General features: G+C 72.7%; 8 protein-coding genes. All 8 read left to right on the top strand.

The annotated features are described in order from the left end of the window. Positions 1–79: 79 nt before the first annotated feature. The 8 genes from ACFVTC_RS23290 (at position 80) to ACFVTC_RS23325 (ending at position 24915) form a co-directional block, all read left to right on the top strand. Entirely contained in the window at positions 80–14923 is a 14844-nt protein-coding gene (locus tag ACFVTC_RS23290) for an amino acid adenylation domain-containing protein (RefSeq protein WP_390129934.1), read from the top strand. Continuing rightward, positions 14920–19497, top strand: a complete 4578-nt coding sequence (locus tag ACFVTC_RS23295; RefSeq protein WP_390129936.1) for an amino acid adenylation domain-containing protein — start codon at positions 14920–14922, stop codon at positions 19495–19497. The genes ACFVTC_RS23290 and ACFVTC_RS23295 overlap by 4 nt, the downstream gene beginning before the upstream one ends. After that, a complete protein-coding gene (locus ACFVTC_RS23300) occupies positions 19494–20771 on the top strand; it encodes a diaminobutyrate--2-oxoglutarate transaminase (RefSeq protein WP_390129938.1) in 1278 nt (425 codons plus the stop codon). Before ACFVTC_RS23295 ends, ACFVTC_RS23300 begins: the two co-directional genes overlap by 4 nt. Before the next feature lie 64 nt (positions 20772–20835). Further along, positions 20836–21885 (top strand): cupin-like domain-containing protein, encoded by a 1050-nt coding sequence (locus tag ACFVTC_RS23305; RefSeq protein ID WP_390129940.1) that lies wholly within the window; start codon positions 20836–20838, stop codon positions 21883–21885. Positions 21886–21887: 2 nt separating this feature from the next. Further along, the gene (locus ACFVTC_RS23310; RefSeq protein WP_390129942.1) at positions 21888–23162 is read left to right on the top strand and encodes an MFS transporter; all 1275 of its coding nucleotides are present in this window, start codon (positions 21888–21890) and stop codon (positions 23160–23162) included. Next, positions 23159–23350 (top strand): MbtH family protein, encoded by a 192-nt coding sequence (locus ACFVTC_RS23315; RefSeq protein WP_390129944.1) that lies wholly within the window; start codon positions 23159–23161, stop codon positions 23348–23350. The genes ACFVTC_RS23310 and ACFVTC_RS23315 overlap by 4 nt, the downstream gene beginning before the upstream one ends. A 9-nt stretch (positions 23351–23359) precedes the next feature. After that, positions 23360–24187, top strand: a complete 828-nt coding sequence (locus tag ACFVTC_RS23320) for a thioesterase II family protein (RefSeq protein ID WP_390129946.1) — start codon at positions 23360–23362, stop codon at positions 24185–24187. Further along, positions 24088–24915 carry an alpha/beta fold hydrolase gene (locus tag ACFVTC_RS23325; RefSeq protein WP_390129947.1) on the top strand — a complete coding sequence of 276 codons (828 nt, stop codon included), beginning with the start codon at positions 24088–24090 and terminating at the stop codon, positions 24913–24915. Before ACFVTC_RS23320 ends, ACFVTC_RS23325 begins: the two co-directional genes overlap by 100 nt. The last annotated feature ends 19 nt before the right edge of the window (positions 24916–24934 follow it).

The following is a 24934-nucleotide window of genomic DNA, read 5'->3' on the forward strand; positions in this document are numbered from 1 at the left end:
CTCCGTCTCCGCGGTGTGCCCGCAAGCCTGCTCGACCCCGTCCGGGCTCCAGAACTCCACGCCGATGCGAGAACGGTCTATGTACGCAAACAACTCTGTCGTTGATGTCATCCGCCGCAATGTCTCCGAGCGCGGTGCCGCCGTAAGCTACGAATTCCTCGCCGACGCCGGCGGAGTCGACACCGAGCTCAGCATGATCGAGATCGACAGGCGTGCGCGGGCGATAGCCGTCTCCCTGCTGGAGCGGGCGAAGCCGGGTGCGCGGGTCATGCTGCTGTATCCACCGGGCGAGCATTTCGTCGTGGGCTTCGTGGCCACGCTCTACGCCGGCATGGTCGCGGTCCCCGTGTACCCGCCGGACCCCATGCGGGTGGCCCGTACGCTGCCCCGGCTGCGCGCGGTGGTGCGCAGCTCCCGTGCCGAGATCGTCCTCTCGGACAGCCTGGTGCAGGCCTTCACCCACGAACTGTTCGACCAGGCACCCGAGTTGGCCCGGCTGCCCTGGGTGGTCACCGAGGAGGCGATGCTGGAGGGCGCCGACGACTGGCGGCGGCCCGCCCTCACCTCCGACTCGATCGCCCTGCTCCAGTACACGTCGGGCTCCACCGGCACGCCGCGCGGTGTCGTGGTGACGCACCAGAACCTGTTGTCCAACGGCTCCGCCATCGCCCACAACTTCGGCCTCTCCACGGACGACCTGACCGTTTCGTGGCTGCCCTTCTACCACGACATGGGCCTGCTGGGCGGCGTGCTGCAGCCGATGCTCTCCGGCATGTCCAACGTCCTGATGTCCCCGCTGGAGTTCATGCGGCGGCCCCTGCGCTGGCTGGAGGCCATCGCCTCCCGCGGGGCGACCGTCAGCGGCGGCCCGAACTTCGCCTTCGACCTCTGCGTCAACAAGAGCACCCCCGCCGAGCGGGAGAACCTCGACCTGTCCTCCTGGCGGGTCGCCTTCTGCGGAGCCGAACCGGTCCACCACCGCACGCTGGAGCGCTTCGCCGAGGCGTTCGCCGGCAGTGGCTTCGACCGGTCCGCGCTGCTGCCCTGCTACGGCCTCGCCGAGGCCACCCTGTTCGTGGCGGGGGCCGGCCGCGGCAGTGGCGCGCACAGCACCCGGATCGACCGCGCGGCGCTGGAGCAGGGCCGCGCCGAGCCGCTCGCGGACGGGGACCGTGTGGTGTCCTCCGGCGGTGTGGCGGTCGGGCACGAACTCACCGTCGTCGACCCGGGGTCCGGTGAACGCGTCGCTCCCGGCGGCGTGGGCGAGTTGTGGGTGCGCGGTACCTCCGTCGCCTCGGGCTACTGGGAGGACGAGGCCGCGACCGACGCGACCTTCGGTGCCCGGCTGGCGGACGACCCGCGGCCCTACCTGCGCACCGGCGACCTCGGTTTCGTCCTGGACGACCAGGTCTACGTCACCGGCCGCCTGAAGGAAATGATGGTCGTGCGCGGCCGCAACCTCTACGCGCACGACCTGGAGGGGACCGCCGTAGCGGCGTCGAAGTGGGCCCGCCCCGGTTGTGGCGCGGCGTTCTCGGTGGAGACCGGGAACGGCGAGGAGTGCGTGATCCTGCACGAGGTCGCGGCCGCCACTCCCGAGGAGGAACTCCCGCGGATCGCCGACGCGATCGCCGCGGCCGTCCAGCACGAGCACGGCATCGCTCTGTTCGACGTGGTCCTGCTCAGCGCCCGCAGCCTGGCGAAGACCTCCAGCGGCAAGATCCAGCGCCTGGCCGGCCGGACGGCGTACACGGCCGGAGAGGTCGAGGGTGAGCTGTACCGCCGTGCCACGGCCGCCCCGGCCCGCCGCGGACAGCGACAGCTCACGTTCCCGCCGCGCGCCGAACTGCTGACGCTCTCCCGCGAGCGGCGCGTCGACGAGATCGAACGCGCTCTGAGCCTGTTCGGCCGGGGTGAGGGCGACACGCCCGCCACCATGGTCGCCGAGCTCGACCTCGACTCGCTGGCGGCCGTCGACCTCGCCTTCCGGATCGAGGAGCAGCTCGGTGCGGTCACCGACCCGAGCCTGCTGCTCCAGCCGACGAGCCTGCGCGAGGTGGCCGCGGCGATCGAGGAGCGGACGCGCACCTTCCCCGAGGCACCGGTACGGCGGGACCGGCAGGACGCCGGACAGCGCGGCGGTGCCGTACCGCTGTCGGCCGGTCAGCAGTCGCTGCTGTTCATGCGGGAGCTCGAAGGCCCGGACTGCCGGCAGAACGTCTCGGTGGCGGTCCGGCTGCGGGAGCCGGTCGACGTCGCGGTGCTGTCCGCCGCAGTGCGCCGGATCGGTACCCGCCACCCCATCCTGACCTCCAGCTTCGGCACCGACGGCAGCCGGCGCGCACATCTGATCGACCCCGCCGTTCCGTTCGAGCTGGACGTCGTCGACCTGACGGGCGAGACGGAGCCGGTGCTCCGCGCCAGGGTTGACGAGTGTGCCCTCGCCCCCTTCGACATCGAGCACGGCGACGTCGCCCGCGCGAAGCTGTTCACCGGCTGCGGCGCACCGGTCTTGGCACTCGCGCAGCATCACGCCATCACGGACTTCTGGTCGGTGGTGACCCTGCTCGACGAGCTGGCCACCGTCTACGGCGACCTGCTGCACGACCGGACCTCCGAGCTTCCGGAACCCGTCGACTACGAGGAGTTCGTGCGCTGGCAGCAGGACTACGAGCGCTCCGCGCAGTGGCAGGCCGACGAGCGCTACTGGCTCGACCTGCTGGCCGGTGACGTACAGGCGCCGACGCTTCCGGTGCGGGAGCGTCCGCAGCCGGACAAGGGCATCGCGAGCCACCGGGTCACGGTGCGCGCCGAGCTGCTCGCCGAGCTGGAGCGGGTCGCCGGCGACAGCGGCACGACGGTGTTCTCGGTGCTGATGGCGGCGTTCGAGATCCTCGTCGCGGCACACAGCGGCGCGCGTGACTTCGTCGTCGGCGCCACCACGGCCGGCCGTCCGCAGGCACGTTTCCGCAACACCCTCGGCTACTTCGCCAACACCATTCCGGTACGCGCCGAGCCCGGCGCCCACACGAGTGTCACCGAGCTGATCCGCAGCACCGGGCAGCAGCTGCGGCAGTCGCTGGGGCACCAGCACTTCCCGGTCAGCCGGCTCGTCGAGCTGCTGCGCGCCCAGGGCAACACCTCGGCGGCCATCAACACGGCGGTCGTCTTCGAACGGCCGCACAACGCGATCGCCGACGACGTGACCTCGGTGCTCTTCGGAGCGGGCCGCGACCACGCGGTGCTGGGGGACCTCGGGCTGGAGCAGTTCCCGGCCGGTGAACTGGCCACCCAGTTCGACATCACCCTGCACGCCATTCCGGCCGACGGCGGCCTGCTCGCGCACATGCTGGTGCGCTCGGACCGCTTCGACGAGGCCCTGGCCGGCCAGCTGGGGCGGCAGTTCCTTGATCTGCTCGAGCAGATCGTCGCGCACGGCGAGTCCCCGGTCTCCGCGCTGCGGCTGGCCGGCACCACCGAGTCCCTCAGCCGGGCCGACGTCCCGGCCCGCACCCTGCCGGGCATCACCTCCGTGCACGAGCTGTTCGAGGCGACGGCCGACCGCACCCCCGACGCGATCGCCCTCGCGGCCGGTGCCGCGGAGCTGACGTACGCCCAGGTGGAACGCGCGGCGAACCGCCTCGCCCACCGGCTGAGGCAGGACGGCCTCGGGCCCGAGGACACCGTCGGCCTGTGCCTGGAGCGCTCCCCCGAGCTGATCGTCGCGATGCTCGCGGTCATGAAGTCGGGGGCCGCGTTCGTGCCCCTGGACCCGACGCTGCCACGGACCCGTCTGGCCGACATGGTCGGCGACGCGCGGTGCGCGCGGATCCTGTGCCATGCCGCGACCGCGGACCTCGCGGGCTCCCTGGGTGCCGCGATCCGGGTCGAGGAGGAGCCCGGCGCCGGCCTTCCCGAGGACCGCCCCGCGCTCCTCACCACCGGCGACAGCCTGGCGTACGTCATCTTCACCTCGGGTTCGACCGGCCGCCCCAAGGGCGTGCAGATCGAGCACCGGTCGCTGCTGAGCTACCTGCTGTCCTTCCTCGACGCGTTCGACGTCGAGGAGGGCGACCGGGTGCTGCAGTTCGCGCCGCTCACCTTCGACCCCTGCCTGGAGGAGATCTTCTCCGCCTGGACCCGGGGCGCGACCCTGGTGCAGCGCGACGAGTCGGTGCTTGGCTCGCCGGAGCGGTTCTGGGCCTGGTGCGAGGAGCAGCGGCTCACCCTGCTCGACATTCCCACGGCCTTCTTCCACGTGCTGGTCACCGCGCTGGAGGCCGGTGCCCAGGTGCCGTCGACGCTGCGCTCGATCCTCATCGGCGGCGAGGCCGCGCACCCCGACAAGCTCGCGCAGTGGTTCGCGTCCGACCGCGGCCACGTCGAGCTGTACAACCGCTGGGGCACCACCGAGACCACGGTGTGCTCGACCGTCGCCCGCCTCGGCCCGGAGTCGGGCCAGGTCTCCCGCGCCCGGGACGTGTCCATCGGCGCCGACATGACCGACGCGGTGATCCACGTCCTCGACGCCGAGCTGCGGCCCGTCGCCGACGGCCTCGTGGGGGAGGCTTACATAGGCGGCGTGGGTGTCGGACGCGGCTACGCGTCGGCGCCGCGCAAGACCGCCGAGCGGTTCGTCCCGGACCCGTTCGCGACCGAGCCGGGCCGGCGGCTGTACGCCACCGGGGACCTGGTGCGCCGCTCCGCCGACGGCGAGCTGCGCTACGTCGGCCGCGCCGACCAGCAGGTCAAGGTACGCGGCTACCGCATCGAACTCGGTGAGGTCGACGTGGCGCTGCGTCGTCATCCCGAGGTCGCCGAGGCGGCCGTGGTCGCCTCCCGCGGCGCGGGCGAGACGGAGCTGATCGCCGCCGTCACCGGGGAAGGCATCAGCCCCGACGGACTGCGCGACTGGCTGAACCGTGAACTGCCGAGCTACATGATCCCGAGCCGGCTGCTGGTCCTGGACCGCATCCCGCTCACCTCGAACGGCAAGGTGGACGCGCACGCGCTGCGTGAACTCGCCCTGGAGGCGTCCCGCTCGGCCGGGACGGCGGCCATGTCGCCGGTGGAGAGCAGGCTCGCGGCCATCTGGTGCGAGGTGCTCGAGGTCGCCGGGGTCGGTCCCGACGAGGACTTCTTCGCCCGCGGCGGCCACTCGCTGCGCGCGGCGGACCTCAGCACCCGGGTGCGCCGGGAGTTCAGCGTACAGCCGCCGCTGCGGATGTTCTTCGAGTCCGTCACCGTACGGGCCCAGGCGGCGCGCATCGCCGAGCTCCTCGCCACCGCACCGGCCGACGTCCCCGCGGACGCCGCGCCCGCCGCGGTCGAACCCGCCCTGTCGCTGGGCCAGCGCCGGCTGTGGTTCCTGGAGAAGTTCGCCCCGGGCTCCTGCGCCTACGTCGTGCCGGGTGTGCTGCGGCTGTACGGGGAGCTCGACCAGGCCGTCCTGCGCGGCGCGCTGGACGCGATCGTCGAGCGGCACCCCGCGCTGCGCACCGGGTTCAAGGACGAGGGCGGCCGGCCTGCGCCCTTCGTGGGGACCGGCCTGGCCTGCCCCTTCGAGGTGCTCGACCGGACCGCGGTCACGCCCGCACGGCGCGAGGCGGAACTGGCCGGACTCGTCGACAGCCACGTCCGGCGGCCCTTCGCCCTGGACGAGCCGCCGCTGCTGCGGGCGGCCCTGGTGGAGTTCGGGCCCGACGAGCACGCCCTGCTCCTGGCCTTCCACCACATCGTCTCCGACGGCCGCTCCATGGAGATCATCGCCGGTGAGCTGGCCGAGCTGTACGCGCACGGCTCGGGTGCCGGTGACGGCGAACCGCCCGCGGTCGTCCACGAGTACGCCCGATGGGCGGTCGACGAGAGCGCCCGGCTGGCGTCTGCGGAGGGCCGGCGCGGCCTGGAGTTCTGGACCGGGCACCTCAGTGGTGCGCCGCTCGCCCTCGACCTGCCCTTCGACCGGCCCCGGCCGGCCGTGCAGACCTTCGACGGCATGCGCGTGCCGCTGACGCTGAGCCAGGCCGACTCGGACCTGCTGCGCTCCCTCGCCCGGGACCAGCGGGCGACCGTCTTCATGACGCTGGCCGCCTGCATGTCCTCGACCCTTTCCCGCCTGACCGGTCAGGAGCGGGTGGTCATCGGCGTGCCCGACGCCAACCGCACCGCCGACGGCGCGTACGACGACGTCGTCGGGTTCTTCGTGAACACCGTCCCCTTCTGCTTCGAGGTGCCGGGCGGTGCCACCGGCCGTGGCCTCGTCGACCGCGCCCGGACCACCACGCTGGAGGCGATGCCGTTCAAGTGGATCCCGTTCTCCGCGATCGTGGAGGCGAGCGGGCAGGACCGGGACCCGAGCCGCAGCCCGCTCTTCCAGGCGATCCTCGACGTCCGCAGCGGCGCGCTGCCCTCGCCGGCGCTGCCCGGCCTGCGGGTCGAGACGGCGCCGCTCTACACCGGCACCGCCAAGACCGACCTGACCTTCGAGATCACCGACGACGGCGGCCCGCTGACGGGCTGGCTCGAGTTCAACTCGGACCTGTTCCGGCCCGAGACCGCGCAGCTCATCGCCCGCCTCTTCGGCGAGACGGCCCGCGCGATGGCGCGGCGGCCGGACGAGCGCGTCGAGACCCTCTCGGCGGCCGCCCTCGACCACTGGCCGTCCGAGCCGGACGCCGAACGGCAGCCCGACACCTTCTGGGCGCAGTTCGAGCGGATCGCCGACAGCCGCCCCGACACGGTCGCGCTGGAAGGCACCGAGCGGGCGCTCACCTACGGAGAGCTGCGCACGCGGGTGGACCAGGTCGCCCGGGTCGTCGCGCGGCGGTTCGCCGTGCGCCCGGGGGACGTCGTCGCCGTGGGCGTCGAACCGTCCGTCGAGGCGGTCGTCGCCGTACTGGCGGCGCAGCGCTGCGGAGCGGCGTACCTGCCGATCGACCCCGCCTACCCGGCCGAGCGCAAGGACTTCATGCTGGCCGACTCGGGGGCGCGTGGTCTGGTGACCCGCGACCTCGTCGAGGAGGCGCTGCGCGAGGCACCCGCCCGGACCGAGGACGAGGTGCTGCCGCAGGCCGATCCGGACGCCCCCGCCTACCTCATGTACACCTCGGGCTCCACCGGCCGGCCCAAGGGCGTGCTGGTCTCCCACCGCGCGCTCGCCAACCTCACGGCGACCCAGGCGCGTGTCTTCGGGATCGACGCCGACTCGCGCATGCTCCAGTTCGCGAGCCTGAGCTTCGACGCCTCCGTCTGGGAGATCTTCTCCACGCTCGCCGCGGGCGGCACCCTGTGTGTCGTCGGCCGTGAGCACGCGCTGGTCGGCGAGGCACTGGCCGGCGTCCTCGCCGAGCGCGCCGTCAGCGTGTGCCTGCTGCCGCCGTCGGTGATCGCGTCCCTGCCCGTCCGTGAACTGCCCCGGCTCAAGACCCTGGTGTCGGGCGGCGAGGCGTGCCGCGCCGAGCTGGTCGAGCAGTGGCAGCCGGGCCGGCGCTTCGTCAACGCGTACGGGCCCACCGAGTGCACCGTCGTCATCACGGCCGCCGAGTGCGAGCCGGGGCGGCCCGCCTCACTGGGCGCGGTGCTGCCGGGCGGGACGGCGTACATCCTGGACGCGGAACTGCGGCCGGTGGTCACCGGCGCGGTCGGCGAACTGTACGTCGGGGGCGCGGGCCTGGCCCTCGGCTACCACGACCGGCCCGCGCTGACCGCCGACCACTTCCTGCCCGACCCGTTCTCCGGTGTTCCCGGCGCCAGGATGTACCGCACGGGCGACCTCGTCCGGCTGCGCGCCGACGGGACCCTGGACTACTGCGGACGTCGCGACAGCCAGATCAAGCTGCGCGGCTACCGGATCGAGCCGGCCGAGATCGAGTCGGTGCTGCTGGCCCTGGCCGGTGTGACGCAGGCCGTGGTGAGGGGCGCCGACGGGGTGCTGGTGGCCCATGTCGAGGCCACCGAACCGGAGCTGACCCCGCAGTCACTGGCGAAACTGTGCGCGGCCGAGCTGCCGCCGCACATGGTTCCGGCCGCCTTCGTGGTCCGCGGGGAACTGCCGCGGCTGCCCGGCGGCAAGATCGACCCGGGCCGCCTCGAGCGCCCGCGCCGCGCCGACTTCGCGCACGCCGACTTCGCCGAACCGGAGACGGAGACCGAGCGGATCGTCGGCCGGGTCTGGGCGCAGGTGCTGGACGTCGACGTGGTCGGCGCCGACGACGACTTCTTCACCATCGGCGGCCACTCCCTGCTCGCGACCGTGATCACCTCCCAGGTGGGCGAGGAGCTCGGCCGGGAGGTCCCGCTGCGGGCCCTGTTCGAGGCACCCGTGCTCCGGGACTACGCCGCGCTGTGCGACGCCGCGGCGGCCCGGGACACCTCCCGCGGGATCGTGGCGCACGCCTCCACCGGGAGCGGCGCCCCGCTGTCGGTGATGCAGGAGCGGCTGTGGCTGCTGGAGGAGATCGAGAACGGCTCCGGCCGGAACGCCACCACCGGGCGCTACCACCTGGCCGGCGCGATCCGGCTCACCGGCGAGCTCGACGAGGCCGCCCTCCAGCGGGCCGTCACCCGCCTGGTGGACCGGCACACCACACTGCGCACGGTGGTCTCCCACCACGAGGGCGTGCTGACGCAGACCGTCCTGGGGAGCGCCGACGTCACGCTGGCGCCCACCGAGCCCACCGGCGCGACCGCCGAGGAGCGGGTGGCCGAGGCCCTCGCCCTCGTGGAACGCGAGGCGGCGGAGCCGATGGACCTTTCCACCGGCCCGCTGCTGCGGGTCCGGCTGCTCCAGCTGGGCCACGACGACGCGGTGCTGGTGCTGACCCTGCACCACATCGTCGGCGACGGCTGGTCGATGGAGATCCTCAAGCGGGACCTGACGCACTTCTACGTCGAGGAGACCGGCCACGAGCCGAGCACCCCGCTGCCCCCGCTCAAGGCCACCTACGAGCAGTTCTCCCGCTGGCAGCGCCACGAGCTCGACTCCGGCGGACTCGACGCCTCCGTCGCGTACTGGTGCGAGCAGCTCGACGCGCTGCCCCCGCTCACCCTGCCGATCTCGCGCGGCGGCTCCGAGCCCGCGGCCACCCGGGGCCACCGGGTGCGGGCGTCTGTCACGCCGGAGCTGCGCGAGGCGATGGAGCGGCTCGCCAACGAGTCCGGGGCGACCCTGTTCATGGTGCTGGCGGCGACCCTCCAGCTCACCCTCGGACGCCTGGCCGGCCAGCGGGACTTCGCGATCGGCGTACCCATCGCGGGCCGCCGGCACCGCGAGGTGGAGGACCTCATCGGCTTCTTCATCAACTCGCTGGTGCTGCGCGCCGACCTCTCGGGCGACCCGACCTTCGCCGAGCTGCTGGAGCGGGTCCGCACCACCACCCTCGACGCGTACGAGCACCAGGACGTCCCGTTCGAGACGCTGGTCGGCAAGCTCGCCCCCGAGCGCGACCTGACCACCACACCGCTGTTCCAGGTCTATCTGAACCTGCTCAACATCCCGCCGCACCAGGCCGAGCTGCCGGGCCTCACGGTCGACACCTTCGCCGTCCCGGACCTGGGCGCGAAGTTCGACCTGACCTTCTACGTCGACCCCGCGCAGCCGGGTCTGTCACTCGATCTCATGTACGCCGCCGACCGGTTCGACGAGGCGACGATGCACGAACTGCTCGCCCAGTGGAGCAGGGTCATCGAGCAGGTGGTCGCCGACAGCGGCAGCCCGATCGACTCGCTGCGGCTCGACACGCCGCAGGCGCGCCGCGAGCTGCCCGACCCGGCCGCGCCACTGGACACGACCTGGTACGGGTCGGTGGTCGAGCAGTTCGAGCGGCGGGCCGCCCGTGAACCGCGACGGATCGCGATCAGCGAGCCGGGCCAGGAACTCACCTACGGCGACCTGGCCTGGGCGACGGCGGCGCTGTCCGGCCTGCTGACCCAGCAGGGCGTCGCCAAGGGCGACGTGGTCGCCATCTACGGCGAGCGCAGCGCGTCGCTGGTCTGGGCGATCCTGTCCGTGCTGCGCGCCGGTGCCTCGTTCGCCATCCTCGACCCGAGCTATCCGGCCGACCGCATCGCCGACTGCCTCGCGGTGGCCCGCCCGAGGGCGTTCCTCCAGCTGGAGGGTGCCGGGGCCGTGCCGCTGGCGGTGGACAGCGCCCTCCAGGAACTCTCGTTGCGCTGCCGCTTCGAGCTGCCGTCCGGGCTGGAGAACGCCCGGCACCTGGTGCCGCAGGGGGCGGAGCCGGCGGACGCGGTCCAGGTCGGGCCGCAGGACTGCGCGTACATCGCGTTCACCTCCGGTTCCACCGGCAGGCCGAAGGGCATCCGGGGCGCGCACGGGTCCCTCACGCACTTCGTGCCCTGGATGGTGGAGACGTTCGGGCTGCGTGAGACCGACCGCTACAGCCTGCTCTCCGGCATCAGCCACGACCCGCTGCACCGCGAGGTGTTCACACCGCTGGTCACGGGCGCCACGATCTGCGTGCCCGACCGGCTCGACGTGGAGACCCCGGGCCGGCTGGCACAGTGGTACCGCACCGCCCAGGTCTCGGTCAGCCACCTCACGCCCCCGATGGCGCGGCTGTTCGACCAGCTGTCGGTCGCTCCGGGCACACTGCCGCTGCTGGAGCGGGTGTTCTTCCTCGGCGACACACTGACCAGCCGTGACGTGCGGGCCATCACCCGCATGGCGGGCTCGGCGACCTGCGTCAACCTGTACGGCTCGACCGAGACGCAGCGCGCGGTCGGCTACTACGTGGTACCCGCGGCCCACGGGACCGCCGACACCGACCCCGGTGTCACCTATCCGCTCGGCCGCGGCATGAAGGACGTCCAGCTGCTGGTCCTCAACGAGGCGGGGCAGCAGGCCGGCATCGGCGAGCCGGGCGAGATCGTCATCCGCTCCCCGCACCTCTCGCTGGGCTACGCCCACGACGAGCCGCTCACCGCCGCCAAGTTCGTGCGGGTCCCGTTCGGCGACGCCGAGGACGACCGCATGTACCGCACCGGCGACCTCGGCCGCTATCTGCCCGACGGCTCCGTCACCCCGCTCGGCCGAGCCGACAACCAGGTCAAGATCCGTGGCTACCGCGTTGAGACCGACGAGGTGCAGCACGTGATCTGTGCCGCGCCGGACGTCCAGGACGCCCTGGTCATGGCGCGAGCGGACGCGAGTGGCGAGAACTCGCTGGTCGCGTACGTGGTGGCGCGGCCCGGCGCCAAGGTGGCCGGCAACGAGGTGAGGGCCTTCGTCCGTGACCGGCTGCCGGACTACATGGTCCCGGCGTCCGTCGTCGCGCTGGACGCCTTCCCGCTGACCCCGAACCGCAAGATCGACCGGGCGGCGCTGCCCGAGCCCTCCTCGGTGACCGGCGGCCACGAGGACGGACCGCGCTCGCCGCTGACCCCCACCGAGGAACTGGTGGCCGGCCTGTGGCAGGACGTGCTCGGCGCACCCAAGGTGGGTCCCGAGGGCAACTTCTTCAACCTCGGCGGCCACTCCCTGATGGCGACCCAGGTCGTGTCGCGGATCCGCCGGGTGTTCGGCTGCGAGATCGCGCTGCGCACGCTGTTCGAGAAGCAGACCGTGCGGGAACTCGCCGCGTACATCGACGGCGTCGCCGGCGGCGGCAGCATCGCGGAACCGGTCGTCGCCCTGCCCCGCACCGGCCCGCTGCCCGCTTCCTACGGCCAGGAACGCCTTTGGTTCCTCGACCAGTTGGAGGGCGACACCGGCGCGTACAACAGCGCCACGGTCGTGCGCATGCGCGGCCCGCTGGACACCGAGGCCCTGTCCGCGACACTGGACGAGCTGGTCGCCCGGCACGAGGTGCTGCGCACCCGGCTGGTCATGGACGACGGCAGGGTGAGCCAGATCGTCGAGCCGGTCGGCGAGGTCACCATGCCGCTCGCGCTCGTCGACCTGAGCGGCGAGCCGCCGGAGAGCGCCGAGCAGCGCTGGCCACGACTCGTCGACGAAGCCGCGCGGCACCGCTTCGACCTGGCCGTGGCCCCGCTGGAACAGGCGACCCTGATCCGGCTCTCCGCCGAGGACCACGTCTTCGTCCTCACCGTGCACCACGTCGTCGCCGACGGCTGGGGCCTGCAGATCGTGGTCCGCGACTTCGCGGCCCTGTACCGGGCGCACCGCCAGGGCACGGCCTCCCCGCTGCCCGAACTGGAGGTGCAGTACGCCGACTGGTCGAGCTGGCAACGCGACCGCGTCGAAGGCGGCGACCATCAGGCGCAGCTCGACTTCTGGTGCGAGACGCTGGCCGAGCCGGCGCCGCTGCTGGAGTTCCCCGCGCAGCGGCCGAGGCCCGCGGCGATGACCAACCGCGGCCTGACGGTCCGCCGGCTGATCGACGCCGAACTGGTGGGCGGCGTCCGGCAGGTGGGCCGCGAGCACAACGCGACCCTGTTCATGACCCTGCTGGCGGCGTTCAACTGCCAGCTGCACCGCTACAGCGGCGCCGCGGACATCGCGGTCGCCACCCCGGTGTCCACCCGCTCGGTCGAGATCGAGGACGTGGTCGGGTTCTTCGTGAACACGATCGTCTTCCGCAACAAACTCTCCACGGAGGAGTCCTTCACCGAACTGCTCGAACGCGTCCGGTCCACCACGCTGGCCGCCTACGCCAACCAGGACGTCCCCTTCGACCGCGTGGTGGACGCGCTCCAGCCGAGCCGGAACCTGAGCATGAGCCCGCTGTTCCAGGTCATGTTCACCCTGCACAACGCGCCCTACTCGGAGATCGACCTCGGCGATCTCAGGCTGGAGCGGCTGCACGCGCCGGCCGGCACCGCCAAGTTCGACCTCAGCCTGGACCTGGCCGAGGAGAAGGACGGGCTGCACGCGACGCTCGAGCTCAACGGCGACCTGTTCGACGAGGCGACCGGTGAGCAGCTCCTGGACCACTTCGAGGTCCTGCTCGGCAGCATCGTCGCCGCCCCGCGGCGGGCCGTGGCCGACCTGGAACTGCGCCCGGCCGCCGAGGCCGCGGCTCAGGACGCCCTGAGCGCCGGTCCGCCGGCCTTCACGCCGCGGACCACGGCCGAGGCGCTGGAGCACTGGGCGCGGCACACCCCGGACGCCCCCGCCGTCATCGACGGCAGCACCGTGTGGACGTACCGCGAACTGCGGGACCGGGTGGCGGCACTCGCCGAGCGGCTGTCCACGGCGACCACGGGCCCGGAGCCGGCCGTGGTGGTGTGCGCCGGGCGCTCGGCCCGGCACATCGCCGCCGCCCTCGCCTGCGGAGCGGTCGGCGCGACCTATGTGCCGGTCAGCCCGGCCGTCCCGGACCGGCGGATCGCCGCCATGCTGGACCGGCTGGGCGAGGTCGTCGCGGTCACCGACGACGAGCAGGCGGCCCGCGTCGCCGCCCTGCTCGGCGAGGCCCGCGGCACCCACCTCGTGCTGGACGACTCCGCCTCGGCGGACCGTCCGCTCGACGCGCGCACGACGCACCCGGCCCAGCGCGCCTACGTCATCTTCACCTCCGGTACGACCGGTGAGCCCAAGGGCGTGGAGATCGAACAGGGCGGACTCCTCAACCACCTGGAGCTGATGGCCCACGACCTGGAACTGTCCTCGGGCGACGTCATCGCGCAGACGGCCTCGCAGTCCTTCGACATCTCCGTCTGGCAGATGCTCGTCGCGGTGACGCGCGGCGCGGCCACCGTGGTCAGCGACGACGCCACCAGCCGGGACAGCGAGGCGCTGCTCGCCCTCGTCCGGGACCGTGGCGTCACCGTGCTGCAGCTGGTGCCCGGCATGATCAGGGCGCTGCTGGAACACGCGGGCCGGGCGGGCTGGGAGGGAGCCGACGCGGGCGACCTGGCGAGCCTGCGCTTCCTGATCGCCACCGGCGAGGCGCTGCCGCCGGACCTCGCCGCCGACTGGCTGCGCCGCTTCCCCGGGATCCCGATGGTCAACGCCTACGGCCCCGCGGAATGCTCGGACGACACCCACCTCGCGGTGCTGACCACACCGCCGCCGACCGACCGCGCGGTCCCGCTCGGCAGCCCCGTCGCCGGAGTGACCTCCTACGTCCTCGACGCGCAGGGACGGCGCGTGCCGTTCGGCGTGCCGGGCGAGCTCGCCATCGGCGGGCCCGTGGTGGGCCGCGGCTACCTCGGTGACCCGAGGGCCACCGCGAGGCGGTTCGTCCCCGACCCGTACGCGGCGGTCCCCGGTGCGCGGCTGTACCTCACCGGCGACCGGGTGAGGCTGCACGCCGACGGCCGGCTGGAGTTCCTCGGCCGGCTCGACGACCAGCTCAAGATCCGCGGCTTCCGCATCGAGGCGGGCGAGGTCGAGACGGCCCTGTGCGAACTGCCGGCCGTGCGGGAGGCGGCGGTCGTCCTGCGCGACTGCGACGGCGAACCCACCCTGGTCGCCTGCGTCGTCGGCACCGAACGCGACCCGGCCGTCCTGGCCGCCGCGGTCGGCACCCGGCTGCCGCGCTACATGGTCCCCACCGGCTACGTGTTCGCCGACCGGCTGCCGCGCACCCCCAACGGCAAGGTCGACCGGGCCGCGCTGCAGCGGGACGACGTGATCGTCGAGCGGGTCCGCCGGCGCTTCGAGGAGCTGTCCGGCCCGACCGAACGGCTCGTCGCCTCGGTGTTCGAGGAACTCCTCGGCACCCCGGCGGTCGGCGCGCTGGACGACTTCTTCACCCTGGGCGGCCACTCGCTGCTCGCCACCCGCCTGGTGGCCGAGCTGGCCGCGCAGACGGACATCGAACTGCCGCTGCGCACGGTCTTCGAGCAGCCCACCGTGCGAGGCGTCGCACAGGCCCTGGAGGAGCTCCAGATGGCCGGGCTGAGCGAGTCCGAGCTCCTCGAACTCGAGGTGCTGCTCGACGGTGTGACCGACGACCAGGCGCGCGAGCTTCTCGCGGCCGGCGAGGAGAGGGACGCATGATCCGGGAGACCGCCACCGAGCGGGAGGCATTCGAGAGCCTGTCCGCGGCCAAGCGGGAGCTGATGGCCTCGCTCCTGCTGGCCCGCGGCAGGCAGCGGGCCGCGGCCCGCACCGTCCGCCGCCGCGATCCCGCGAAGCCCTGCCTGCTCTCCCGCGGCCAGGAGCAGCTCTGGGTCGCCGAGTCCCTCGCGGACGGCCGGCCGCTGTACAACGTCCCCTACGGGGTGCGGCTGCGCGGTGCGCTCGACGTCACCGCGCTGCGGGCCGCGCTCGACGGGCTCGTCGCCCGGCACTCCGTCCTGCGGACCGTCTACCGGCAGCGGCCGGACGGCGGCCTGGAGCAGGTGGTGCTGCCGGCCGAGCCGGTGGCGCTGCCGGTCGAGGAGGCCGGTGACGAGGAGGCCGCCGTGGCCGCCGCGCAACAAGAGGCGGCCCGGCCGATCGACCTGGCGGCCGGCCCCGTGATCCACGGACGGCTGTTCCGGATCGCCGCCGACGACCACCTGCTGGCGCTGATCGTGCACCACATCGCGACCGACGCCTGGTCGGTGGGCGTCCTGCTGGAGGACCTCGCCGAGCTGTACGACGCGGCCCGCGAGGGCCGTCCGTCCCGGCTGCCCGAGCTCGGCATCGACTACGCCGACGCGGCCGCCCACGAGCGGGCCCAGGAGCCCGACGACTACGGCTGGCTGACCGCGCAGTGGCGCGAGCAGCTGGCCTGGGCCCAGCCGCTCGGGCTGTCGCCGAACGGGGACCGGGGCACGGCCCGCACCGGCCGGCGCATCCGGTGCCAGTGGGACGGGCAGTTCGGCCGCGAGCTCCAGCGGACCGCGGAGGCACACCGTACGACCGTCTTCAACGTGATGCTCACCGCGTTCGCGGTGCTGCTGAACCGGTACACGGGCACCTCCCGGTTCGCCGTCGGCACGGTCATGGCCAACCGGAACCGGCAGACCGAGCGCCTGGTCGGCTACTTCGCGAACACCGTCCCCGTGGTGGCCGACCTGTCCCACGGGGGCGGCAGCCTGCGGGACGTGCTGGCGGGGATCACCCGGGAGTCGCTGTGGGCGCAGGAGCACCAGATCCCCTTCGACGTGCTGGTCGACAAGGTCGCGCCGCAGCGCACGCTGGCCGAGAGCCCGCTGTTCGAGGCCATGTTCGTCTTCAACAACGGCCCCGGCCACGAGCTGCGGCTGCGGGACCTGTCCCTGACCCCCACCCATCTGCACTCCGGTACGGCCAAGTTCCCCCTGGACCTGTCCTGCGCGGTGACGGACGGCGAGGTCATGGTGTCGCTGGAGTTCGACGAGTCGGTGCTCGACGCCGCCGCCGCCGAACGCCTGCTGGGCCACTACCGACGGCTGCTCACCGGCCTCTGCGAGACCCCGGACGTCCACGTCGACAACGCGGACCTGCTCACCCCGGCCGAGCGGGAACTGGTCGTCGAGGAGTGGAACCGTACGGGCGAGGAGTATCCCGAACACGCCACCGCGCACGGGCTGTTCGAGCAGCGGGCGGACCTGGAGCCGGACGCCGTCGCGGTGGTCTGCGGCGACGAGGGGGTCGGTTACGCCGAACTCGACGAGCGCGCCAACCGGCTCGCCCACCTGCTGATCGAACAGGGCTGCGGCCGCCACGAGCGCGTCGGTGTCTGCCTGGAACGCGGCATCGACCTGGTCGTCACCCAGCTCGCCATCGCCAAGACGGGCGCGGGCTACGTCCCGCTCGACCCGGGCTACCCGGCCGAGCGCCTCCAGTGGATGCTGTCGGACTCCGGCGCCCGGGTGGTCGTCACCCGTGACGACCGGCTGGCCGGCGACGGCGTCGCGGCCGTCGACCCCGCCGGTGCCGGGGCCTTCCCCGCGACCCGGCCGGAACGGGACGTCCGCCCGGACGACCTGCTGTACCTGATCTACACCTCGGGATCGACCGGTCTGCCCAAGGGCGTGCTGCTCGACCACCGGGGCCGCGTCAACAACTTCTCCGACTTCAACCGGCGCTTCCAGGTCGGCCCCGGGGACAAGGTCTTCGGCGTCTCGGCACTGGCCTTCGACATGAGCGCGTACGACGTGTTCGGCACGCTCATGGCGGGCGCGACCGTGGTGTTCCCGGCGCCCGAGGACGAACGCTCCCCGCACCGCTGGATCGAGACGATCGAGCGCGAGTCCGTCACCGTGTGGCACTCGGTACCGGCGCTGTTCGGGCTGCTGGTCGAGGAGTGCGAGATCCGCGGCGGGGGGCGGCTGCCGATCCGGCTGGCGCTGCTAGGCGGCGACTGGATCCCGCTGGCGCTCCCGCAGCGGGCCGCCGCGCAGCTGATCGCCTCGGCGCAGCTGGTGAGCATGGGCGGGGCCACCGAGGTCTCCATGGACTCGACGATCCACCTGATCGGGGAGGTCCTGCCGGAGCAGCGCAGCATCCCCTACGGCGCCCCGATGGCCAACCAGACCTCGTACGTCCTCGACGCGTCGCTGTCCCCGCTGCCCGTCGGCGTGCCCGGCGAGCTGTACCTCGGCGGCGTCGGTGTCGGCTGGGGTTACCACTACCGGGCCCGGCTGACCGGTGAGCGCTTCCTGCCCGATCCGTTCAGCGCGGTGCCCGGGGCCCGCATGTACCGCACCGGCGACCGTGCCCGCTGGATGCCGGACGGCAATCTCGAACTGCTCGGGCGCATCGACTTCCAGGTCAAGATCAACGGCTACCGGGTCGAGACCGGGGAGATCGAGGCGGCCCTGCGGACGGTGATCGGCGGCGGCTCCTGCCTGGTCGCGGCGCACGGCCCGCGCGACGGCGCCAAGACGCTGGTGGCCTACCTGGTGGCGCCTTCGGGCGGGGAGATCCCGGGCGACGCCGAGCTCAAGCGGCAGCTGTCGGCCCGGCTGCCCCAGCACATGGTGCCGGCCTCCTTCGTCCGCATGGAGTCCTTCCCGCTCACCCACAACGGCAAGGTCAACCGCCGTGAGCTGCCGGCGCCCGCGGTAACGGCCGTCACGGGGCGCGCCGCGAGCACCGGGACCGAGCAGGCTCTGGCGGCGCTGTGGCGCGAGGCGCTCGGCCGCGACGACGTCCCGGTCGACATCGGCTTCTTCGCCCTGGGCGGCAACTCCATCGCGGTCATCCGCATGGTGAGCGCCGCCCGCCGCGCGGGTCTCGAGATGACGCCGCGGATGGTGTTCGCCCACCAGACGATCGAGGCCCTCGCGAAGGCCGTCGACGAGGGGGGCGCCTTCGCTGCCACCGCCCGGGGAGGCCGGTCCCGGTCCGCCGAACCCGCGGTGACGCCCGGTCAGCACCACATGCTCGACGTGCTGGAGAGCGCCTGGGTGCCGGGCCTGTACCAGATGCAGTCCACGACCGAGCTGCCCTTCGAGATCGACCCCGACCTCTTCCGGGCCGCCTGGCACCAGCTCAACGCCCGCCACCCCGCTCTGCGCACCGGCTTCCGGCGCGACGGCGACGGCACCTGGACCCCGGTCGTCGCCGACCGGCTCGACCCGGTGATCGAGGTGCTGGACTGGAGCGGCCACGAGCCCGACGCGGTCGCCGACGAGCTGATCGACCTGCTGGAGGCCGAACGCGTCACGCCCTTCGACGTGTCCGCACCGCCCCTGTGGCGGGTGTGGCTGGTGCGCGGGCCGTCCACCTGGTGGCTGGGGCAGGTCCAGAGCTATCTGCTGGCCGACGGCTGGTCGAACCTGGTGCTGCTCGACGAACTCCTCGCGCTCTACCTCGCCGCTCTCGAAGGCCGTGCGGCCGACCTCCCGCCGGTCCCCGAACTCGACACGGCCGAGGACACCGACCCCGAGGCGGACCGCGCCTTCTGGCAGGACCAGCTGGCCGGGGCGCTCCCGTCGCGGCTGGCCGCGGAGCGGGGCCGGCTGGGTCCCTCCCGCTTCAGCCGGGTGGCGGACCGGGTGGACCCGGCGATCGCCGACGCGCTGCGCGAGCGGGGCGCCGGGCACGGGCACACCTTCTCGACCCTGGCCTGCGCGGGCTGGGCCCTGCTGGCCGCCTCACGCCTGGGGCGCGCCGATGTCACGGTCGGCGTGGTCTCGGCGGGCCGCGACCGGGCCGTCGACGGCCTGGAACGCGCGGTCGGCCTGTTCATCGCCGCCCTGCCGGTCCGGGTCCAGGTGACCCGGGACGAGACCCTGACCGCCCTGTTCGACCGCTTCCAGCTGGCCCGGGTCGAGGGCGCCGAGCACACCTCGGTCCCCACCGGCACGCTCCAGCGGATGGGGGCGGACGACGGACCGCTGTTCGACTCGGTCGTCGTCGTCGCCAACTACCCCGTGTCCTCGGCGCTGCGCGCGCAGCAGTCCGCGAGCGTGCAGCGGGGTGCCGAGAGCGACGGCACCCGCAACCAGACCGAGTACGCGCTCCGCCTGGACATCACCGACGACGCCGAACCCCGTGTCGCCCTGTCGTACTACGGCGACCGCATCGCCGACGCCGACGCCCGGCAGCTGCTCGACGACTATCTCGCGCTGCTCGCCGCCGTCGCCCGTACACCTGCCGCCACCGTCGGCCAGGTACTCCCGCTCTCCCACCTTCCGATTGGAGAACCCCGATGACGGTTCTGGCAGATCTCGCCACGTCCACCCAGGTGTTCGAGACCAGAGAGTCCGCTGTCCGGTCGTACTGCCGCGCGTTCCCCACCCTTCTCACCTCGGGCCGCGGCACCACGCTGGTCGCCGAGGACGGCACGGAGTACACCGACTTCTTCTCCGGCGCCGGCGCACTCAACTACGGCCACAACCACGACCACATCAAGCGCCAGGTCGTCGCGCACCTGGAGGGCGACGGTCTGCTGCACGCGCTCGACTTCCACACGGCGGCCAAGCGCGAGTTCCTGGAGCGCTTCGGCCGGGAGATCCTGGAGCCGCGCGGCCTGCGCCACCGGGTCCAGTTCTGCGGCAGCACCGGCACCGACGCCGTCGAGGCCGCGCTGAAGCTGGCCCGCAAGCACACCGGCCGGTCCCAGGTCATCGCCTTCTCCGGCGCCTACCACGGCGTCAGCCGCGGCAGCCTCGCCGCGACCGCCGACCTGTCGCTGCGCAAGGTGGCCGGGACGGCCCTCGGCGAGGTCACCCACCTGCCCTTCCCGGTCGGCCCGCGCGGCTCGTTCCCGACCATGGACCTCCTGGAGCAGTACCTCACCGACGACCTGTCCGGGGTCGACGTGCCCGCCGCGGTGATCCTCGAGGTCGTCCAGATGGAGGGCGGCGTCTACCGGATCCCCGACGCGGACCTGCGGCATCTGCGCGACCTCTGCGACCGGTACGGCATCGTGCTGATCGCCGACGAGATCCAGGCCGGCTGCGGCCGGACCGGCGGCTTCTTCTCCTTCGAGCAGGCCGGGGTCGTCCCCGACCTCATCACCGTCTCCAAGTCCATCAGCGGCCTGGGCCTGCCGATGTCGCTCCTGCTCATCCGCGAAGGCTTCGACTCGTGGGAGGCCGGTGACCACCCGGGCACCTTCCGCGGCAACCAGCTGGCGTTCGTCGCCGCCTGCGCCGCCCTCGACCTGTGGCGCAACCAGGCATTCCTGGACCGGGCCCGCGGCGGCGCCGAACTGCTGCGCACCTTCTGGGAGGACCACCCGCTGCCCGGTGTCGAGGTGCGCTCCGAGGGCCACGCGATCGGCATCGACCTGACCCACGCGGGCGGCCGCCGGGCCGCGGACGACGTGGTGGCCCACTGCTTCGCGCGCGGTCTGATCGTGGAGTCGACCGGTCGTGACAAGGCCGTCCTCAAGCTGCTGCCCGCGCTGACCATGGAGCCCGACGTGCTCCGCCGCGGCTGCGAGCTGATCCACGAGGCCCTGCTCACGGCGCTGTCCCGCTGACGCCGCCCACCCTCCCGACACTCCCGACATCCCCATCCCACAGGACAGAGGAACAGGAACCGTCATGACCATCAACCCGGCCGAGCAGGACGCGACCGTCGCCGGCACGATCTTCTCCGAGGCCACGGTGAGGACCGACGCGATCGACCGGATCCACGCGCCCTCCCCCGAGGAGTTCAAGCGCGAGTACGTCTACAAGCGCAAGCCCGCCGTCATCACCGGCCTGATGGACTCCTGGCCGGCCATGGAGCGCTGGAACCTGGACTACTTCCGCGAGCACCTCGGCGACCTGGACATCCACGCCAACCTCCAGCGGCTCGACAACGAGCTGATCCTCGGCAACGTCGGCGGCTTCCGCGGAATGAAGCTGGCCGCCCTGCTCGACGAGATAGAGAAGAACACCGACCCCGGCCGCGCCTTCTACCTGCGCGCCTACCCCGTCCACCGGATGCTGGAGCACTACCCGCGGCTCGCGGAGGACTACGACCTCCCCGACCTGGCGCCGAACTGGGCCGACATCCGCTTCAAGGCGGACTGGAGGACCGGCACGGCCAACCCGGCCAGGCTGCTCGGGCTGTACCTCGCCAAGACCTTCCTCAACCGCGGCAGCGACAAGCCCGCTCCACGGGCGACCGTGTCCTCGCGCGTCGCGGCGGTGATGTTCGTCGGCAGCAAGGGCACCGTCACTCCCTTCCACAGCGACGGCATGCAGACCGCGGCCTACCTCAGCCAGGTCGTCGGCCGCAAGCGCTGCTACTTCGTCTCCCCCGACCAGCACGAGAAGCTGTACCCGCGCTCGTTCCGCCGCCAGTTCGGCATGGCGCAGGTCGACTACCGCCGCCCCGACCTGACGCGCCACCCGCGCTTCCGTGACGTGGTCGTGGAGGAGACCGTCCTGCACCCGGGCGAGACGCTGTACGTCCCCAGCGGCTACTGGCACGCCATCGAGGCCATGGACACCTCGATCTCCTACAGCCACCAGATCGTCGGAGAGGACAACGCCCTCGGCTGGCTGACCTGCATCCCCGAGCGCTACCTGGCCCAGATGTACTTCAAGTCCCAGGGCGGTCTGCGCAACGTGACCGGCGCCAAGGACTGGGACGACTGGGCCTGACGGTGAGCACCCCTGCGAGCACCTCCGCCCCCGTGGGCCCCCACCTGCTGAAGGACCGCGACTTCCTGCTGTTCGCGGGCGGGCAGGGCGCCTCGGCACTCGGCGACGCGCTGAGCAAGACCGCCCTTCCGCTGCTGGTCCTGGCCCTCACCGGTTCCGGACTGCACATGGGCCTGATCGCCATGCTGTCGGCGCTGCCCATGGTGGTGCTGGGCGTCGCCGCGGGCGCCTGGGCCGACCGCTTCGACCGGCGGCGGATGATGCTCTGGGCGGACGTCGGACGCACGCTGCTGGTCGGCGCGGTCCCGCTGGCCGCGGTGCTCGGCGTGCCCGTACTGCCGGTGCTGTACGCGATCGCCGTGCCGGTCGGCGCGCTGTTCGCCGTCTTCGAGGCGGCGTGCCTGTCCTGCGTGCCGTCGCTGGTCGGCCGGGAACGGCTCGGCGAGGCCAACTCGCTGCTGTCGATCGGCAACGCGCTCGGCTACATCGTCGGGCCGGCGCTGGCAGGTCTGCTGGTGACGGGCGTGGGCGGAGCCGGCACCCTGGGGGCCGACGCGCTGACCTTCGCGGCGTCGGCGGCCACCCTGATGCTGATCCGCCGCCCGCTGCAGGCCCCGCGGGAGCATGCGCCCGTTCCGATGCGCGGGCAGGTCCTGGAGGGCTTCCGGTTCATCGCCGGGCACCGGCTGCTGCGGGCGGCGTTGCTCTACTGGGCGGCGATCACGTTCTTCACCTCGCCGGTCATCATCTGTGCCACGTACTTCATCCGTGAGGATCTCGGCTGGTCGCCCGGCGTCCTCGGGTCGATCATCGCGGTCTACGCGGTCGGCGCGATCGCCGGCGCCGTGCTCGCCTCCCGGATCAAGGAGGCGTCCATCGCGGTGATGTGCGCCGGCACGGTCCTCGGCGGCGTCGGGCTGCTCGTCCTGAGCGGCACCGCGTCGCTGCCGCTGGCCCTCGGCGTCGTCCTGCTCGCGGGCGGGGGAGAGTCCCTCTCCGCGATCCTCTACAGCACCCTCCGGGCGCGGCTCACCCCGGACGAACTCCTCGGCCGGGTGACCACGACCGCGCAGGTCGCGGCGTTCAGCCTGAAACCCCTGTCCGTTCTGGTGGCCGGCATCGCCCTGGAGGCGACCTCCGGCTCCGTGACCCTGGCCGTGATCGCGCTCTCCTGCATCGCGATCAGCACCGCCTTCGGGATCTTCAGCCGACGGCTGCCGACGGCTTCCGAACCCATCCTCACCGCACCCCTGACACTCGAAGAGGTAACGCAATGACCGTGACCACCGCAGAGACCGGATACGTCGTCGTCGTCAACGACGAGGAGCAGTACTCGATCTGGCGCAGCGACCGCGAGCTGCCGGCCGGCTGGCTGGCCGACGGACCGGCCCGCAGCAAGGACGAATGCCTGGACCACATAGAGACGGTGTGGACCGACATGCGTCCGCGCCGCGTGCGGGGCTGACCACTCGTCATGACATGGCTCAGACGGCTCAGCGCCGGTGACGGAACCAGCCGGATCGTCTGCCTGCCCTACGCGGGCGGCAACGGGACGGTCTACGAGAGCTGGACCAGATGGCTCCCCTCCGAGGTGGAGCTGTGGGCACCCTCGCTGCCCGCCCGCGAACAGCGGATGCTCGAGGCGCCCGTGGAGGACATGGAGCTGCTCGTCGGCACCCTGGCCGACGAGCTGTCCGCGGACGAGCGGCCGACCAGCCTGTTCGGGCACAGTTTCGGCGCGCTGGTCGCGTTCGAACTGTCCCGTCGGCTCCAACGGCGCTCGCTCCCGGTCCGCTGCCTGGTCGCCTCCGGGATGCCGGCGCCGCAGACCCTGCCCCCCAGGCCCGCGCCCACGGACGCCGAGATCCTCGACGGCCTTCGCGCGCACGGTGCGACGCCGGCGTCGTTCTTCCAGCAGCCCGAGCTGTTGGAGCTCGTCATGCCGGGCATCCGCGCCGACTACCGGATGGCGATGGGCTATCGGTACCGGGAGGGCGCGAGGCTCTCGGCGCGGGTGTTCGCCCTGGGGGGCACCGACGACCCCGGAGTGCCCGCCGAGGGCCTCGCGGCCTGGGCGGAGCAGTCCCAGGGCGGCTGTCCGACCCGGATGTGGCAGGGCGGTCACATGTACCTGCTGAGCCATGTCGAAGAAGTCGCCGAATTCGTGGTCGGCTGCCATCTGCAGTCGATCGGAGGAGAAACATGGAAACGCGCACCATCACAGTCCCCGGCGGGTCGCTCCGGGCCGACAACATCGGCACACCGGGCAACCCCGCCGTCGTCCTGGTCCATTCCGGCATAGCCCACGCGCAGATGTGGTCCCCGCTGATGCGGGCGCTGGACGACGAGGTGTTCGGCGTCGCCTATGACTGCCGCTGCTTCGGCCGGTCCACGACGACGCTGGACGGCGAGTTCTCCGACCTCGCCGATCTCGGGAACGTACTGGACGCCTACGGACTCGAGTCCGCGGTTCTGGTGGGGGAGTCGCGGGGGGCGCGGCTGGCGATCGACTTCGCGCTGGCCCATCCCGAGCGGGTCGACGGGCTGTTTCTGCTCGCGCCCGACATCTCGGGTTTCGACACCCCGGTCACGGACGACGAACGCCCGCTGTTCGACGCGATCGAGGCGGCCGAGGACGCCTGGTCGGTCGAGGAACTCATCGCGCACGAGGTACGGCTGTTCGTCGACGGGCCGGGCCGTGAACCGGTGCCCGCGCGCGCTGCCGTACGCGAGGCGGTCGCCGAGATGTCGCGGCTCAACTACGCCCAGCAGCGCGACACCCCGGACTTCGTGAAGACCGAGCCCGCGGCCGGCCGCCTGGCGGAGCTCGGCTGCCCGGTCCGGGTGCTGGTGGGCGACGCGGACACCGTCGGCATGCGGGCCATGGCCCAGGAGCTGGAGCGCGCCTGCCCGCAGGCCTCGCTCGTAAGGGTCCCGGACGCCGCGCACGCCCTCACGCTCGAACACCCGCGGACGGTCGAGCGTGAACTGCGCTCGTGGCTGCGGGACATGGGGAGGACCGGAGAATGACCAGGGAAAGGTCTGTGCG

Source organism: Streptomyces sp. NPDC057950 (assembly GCF_042887295.1).
Lineage (GTDB): Bacteria > Actinomycetota > Actinomycetes > Streptomycetales > Streptomycetaceae > Streptomyces > Streptomyces kaempferi.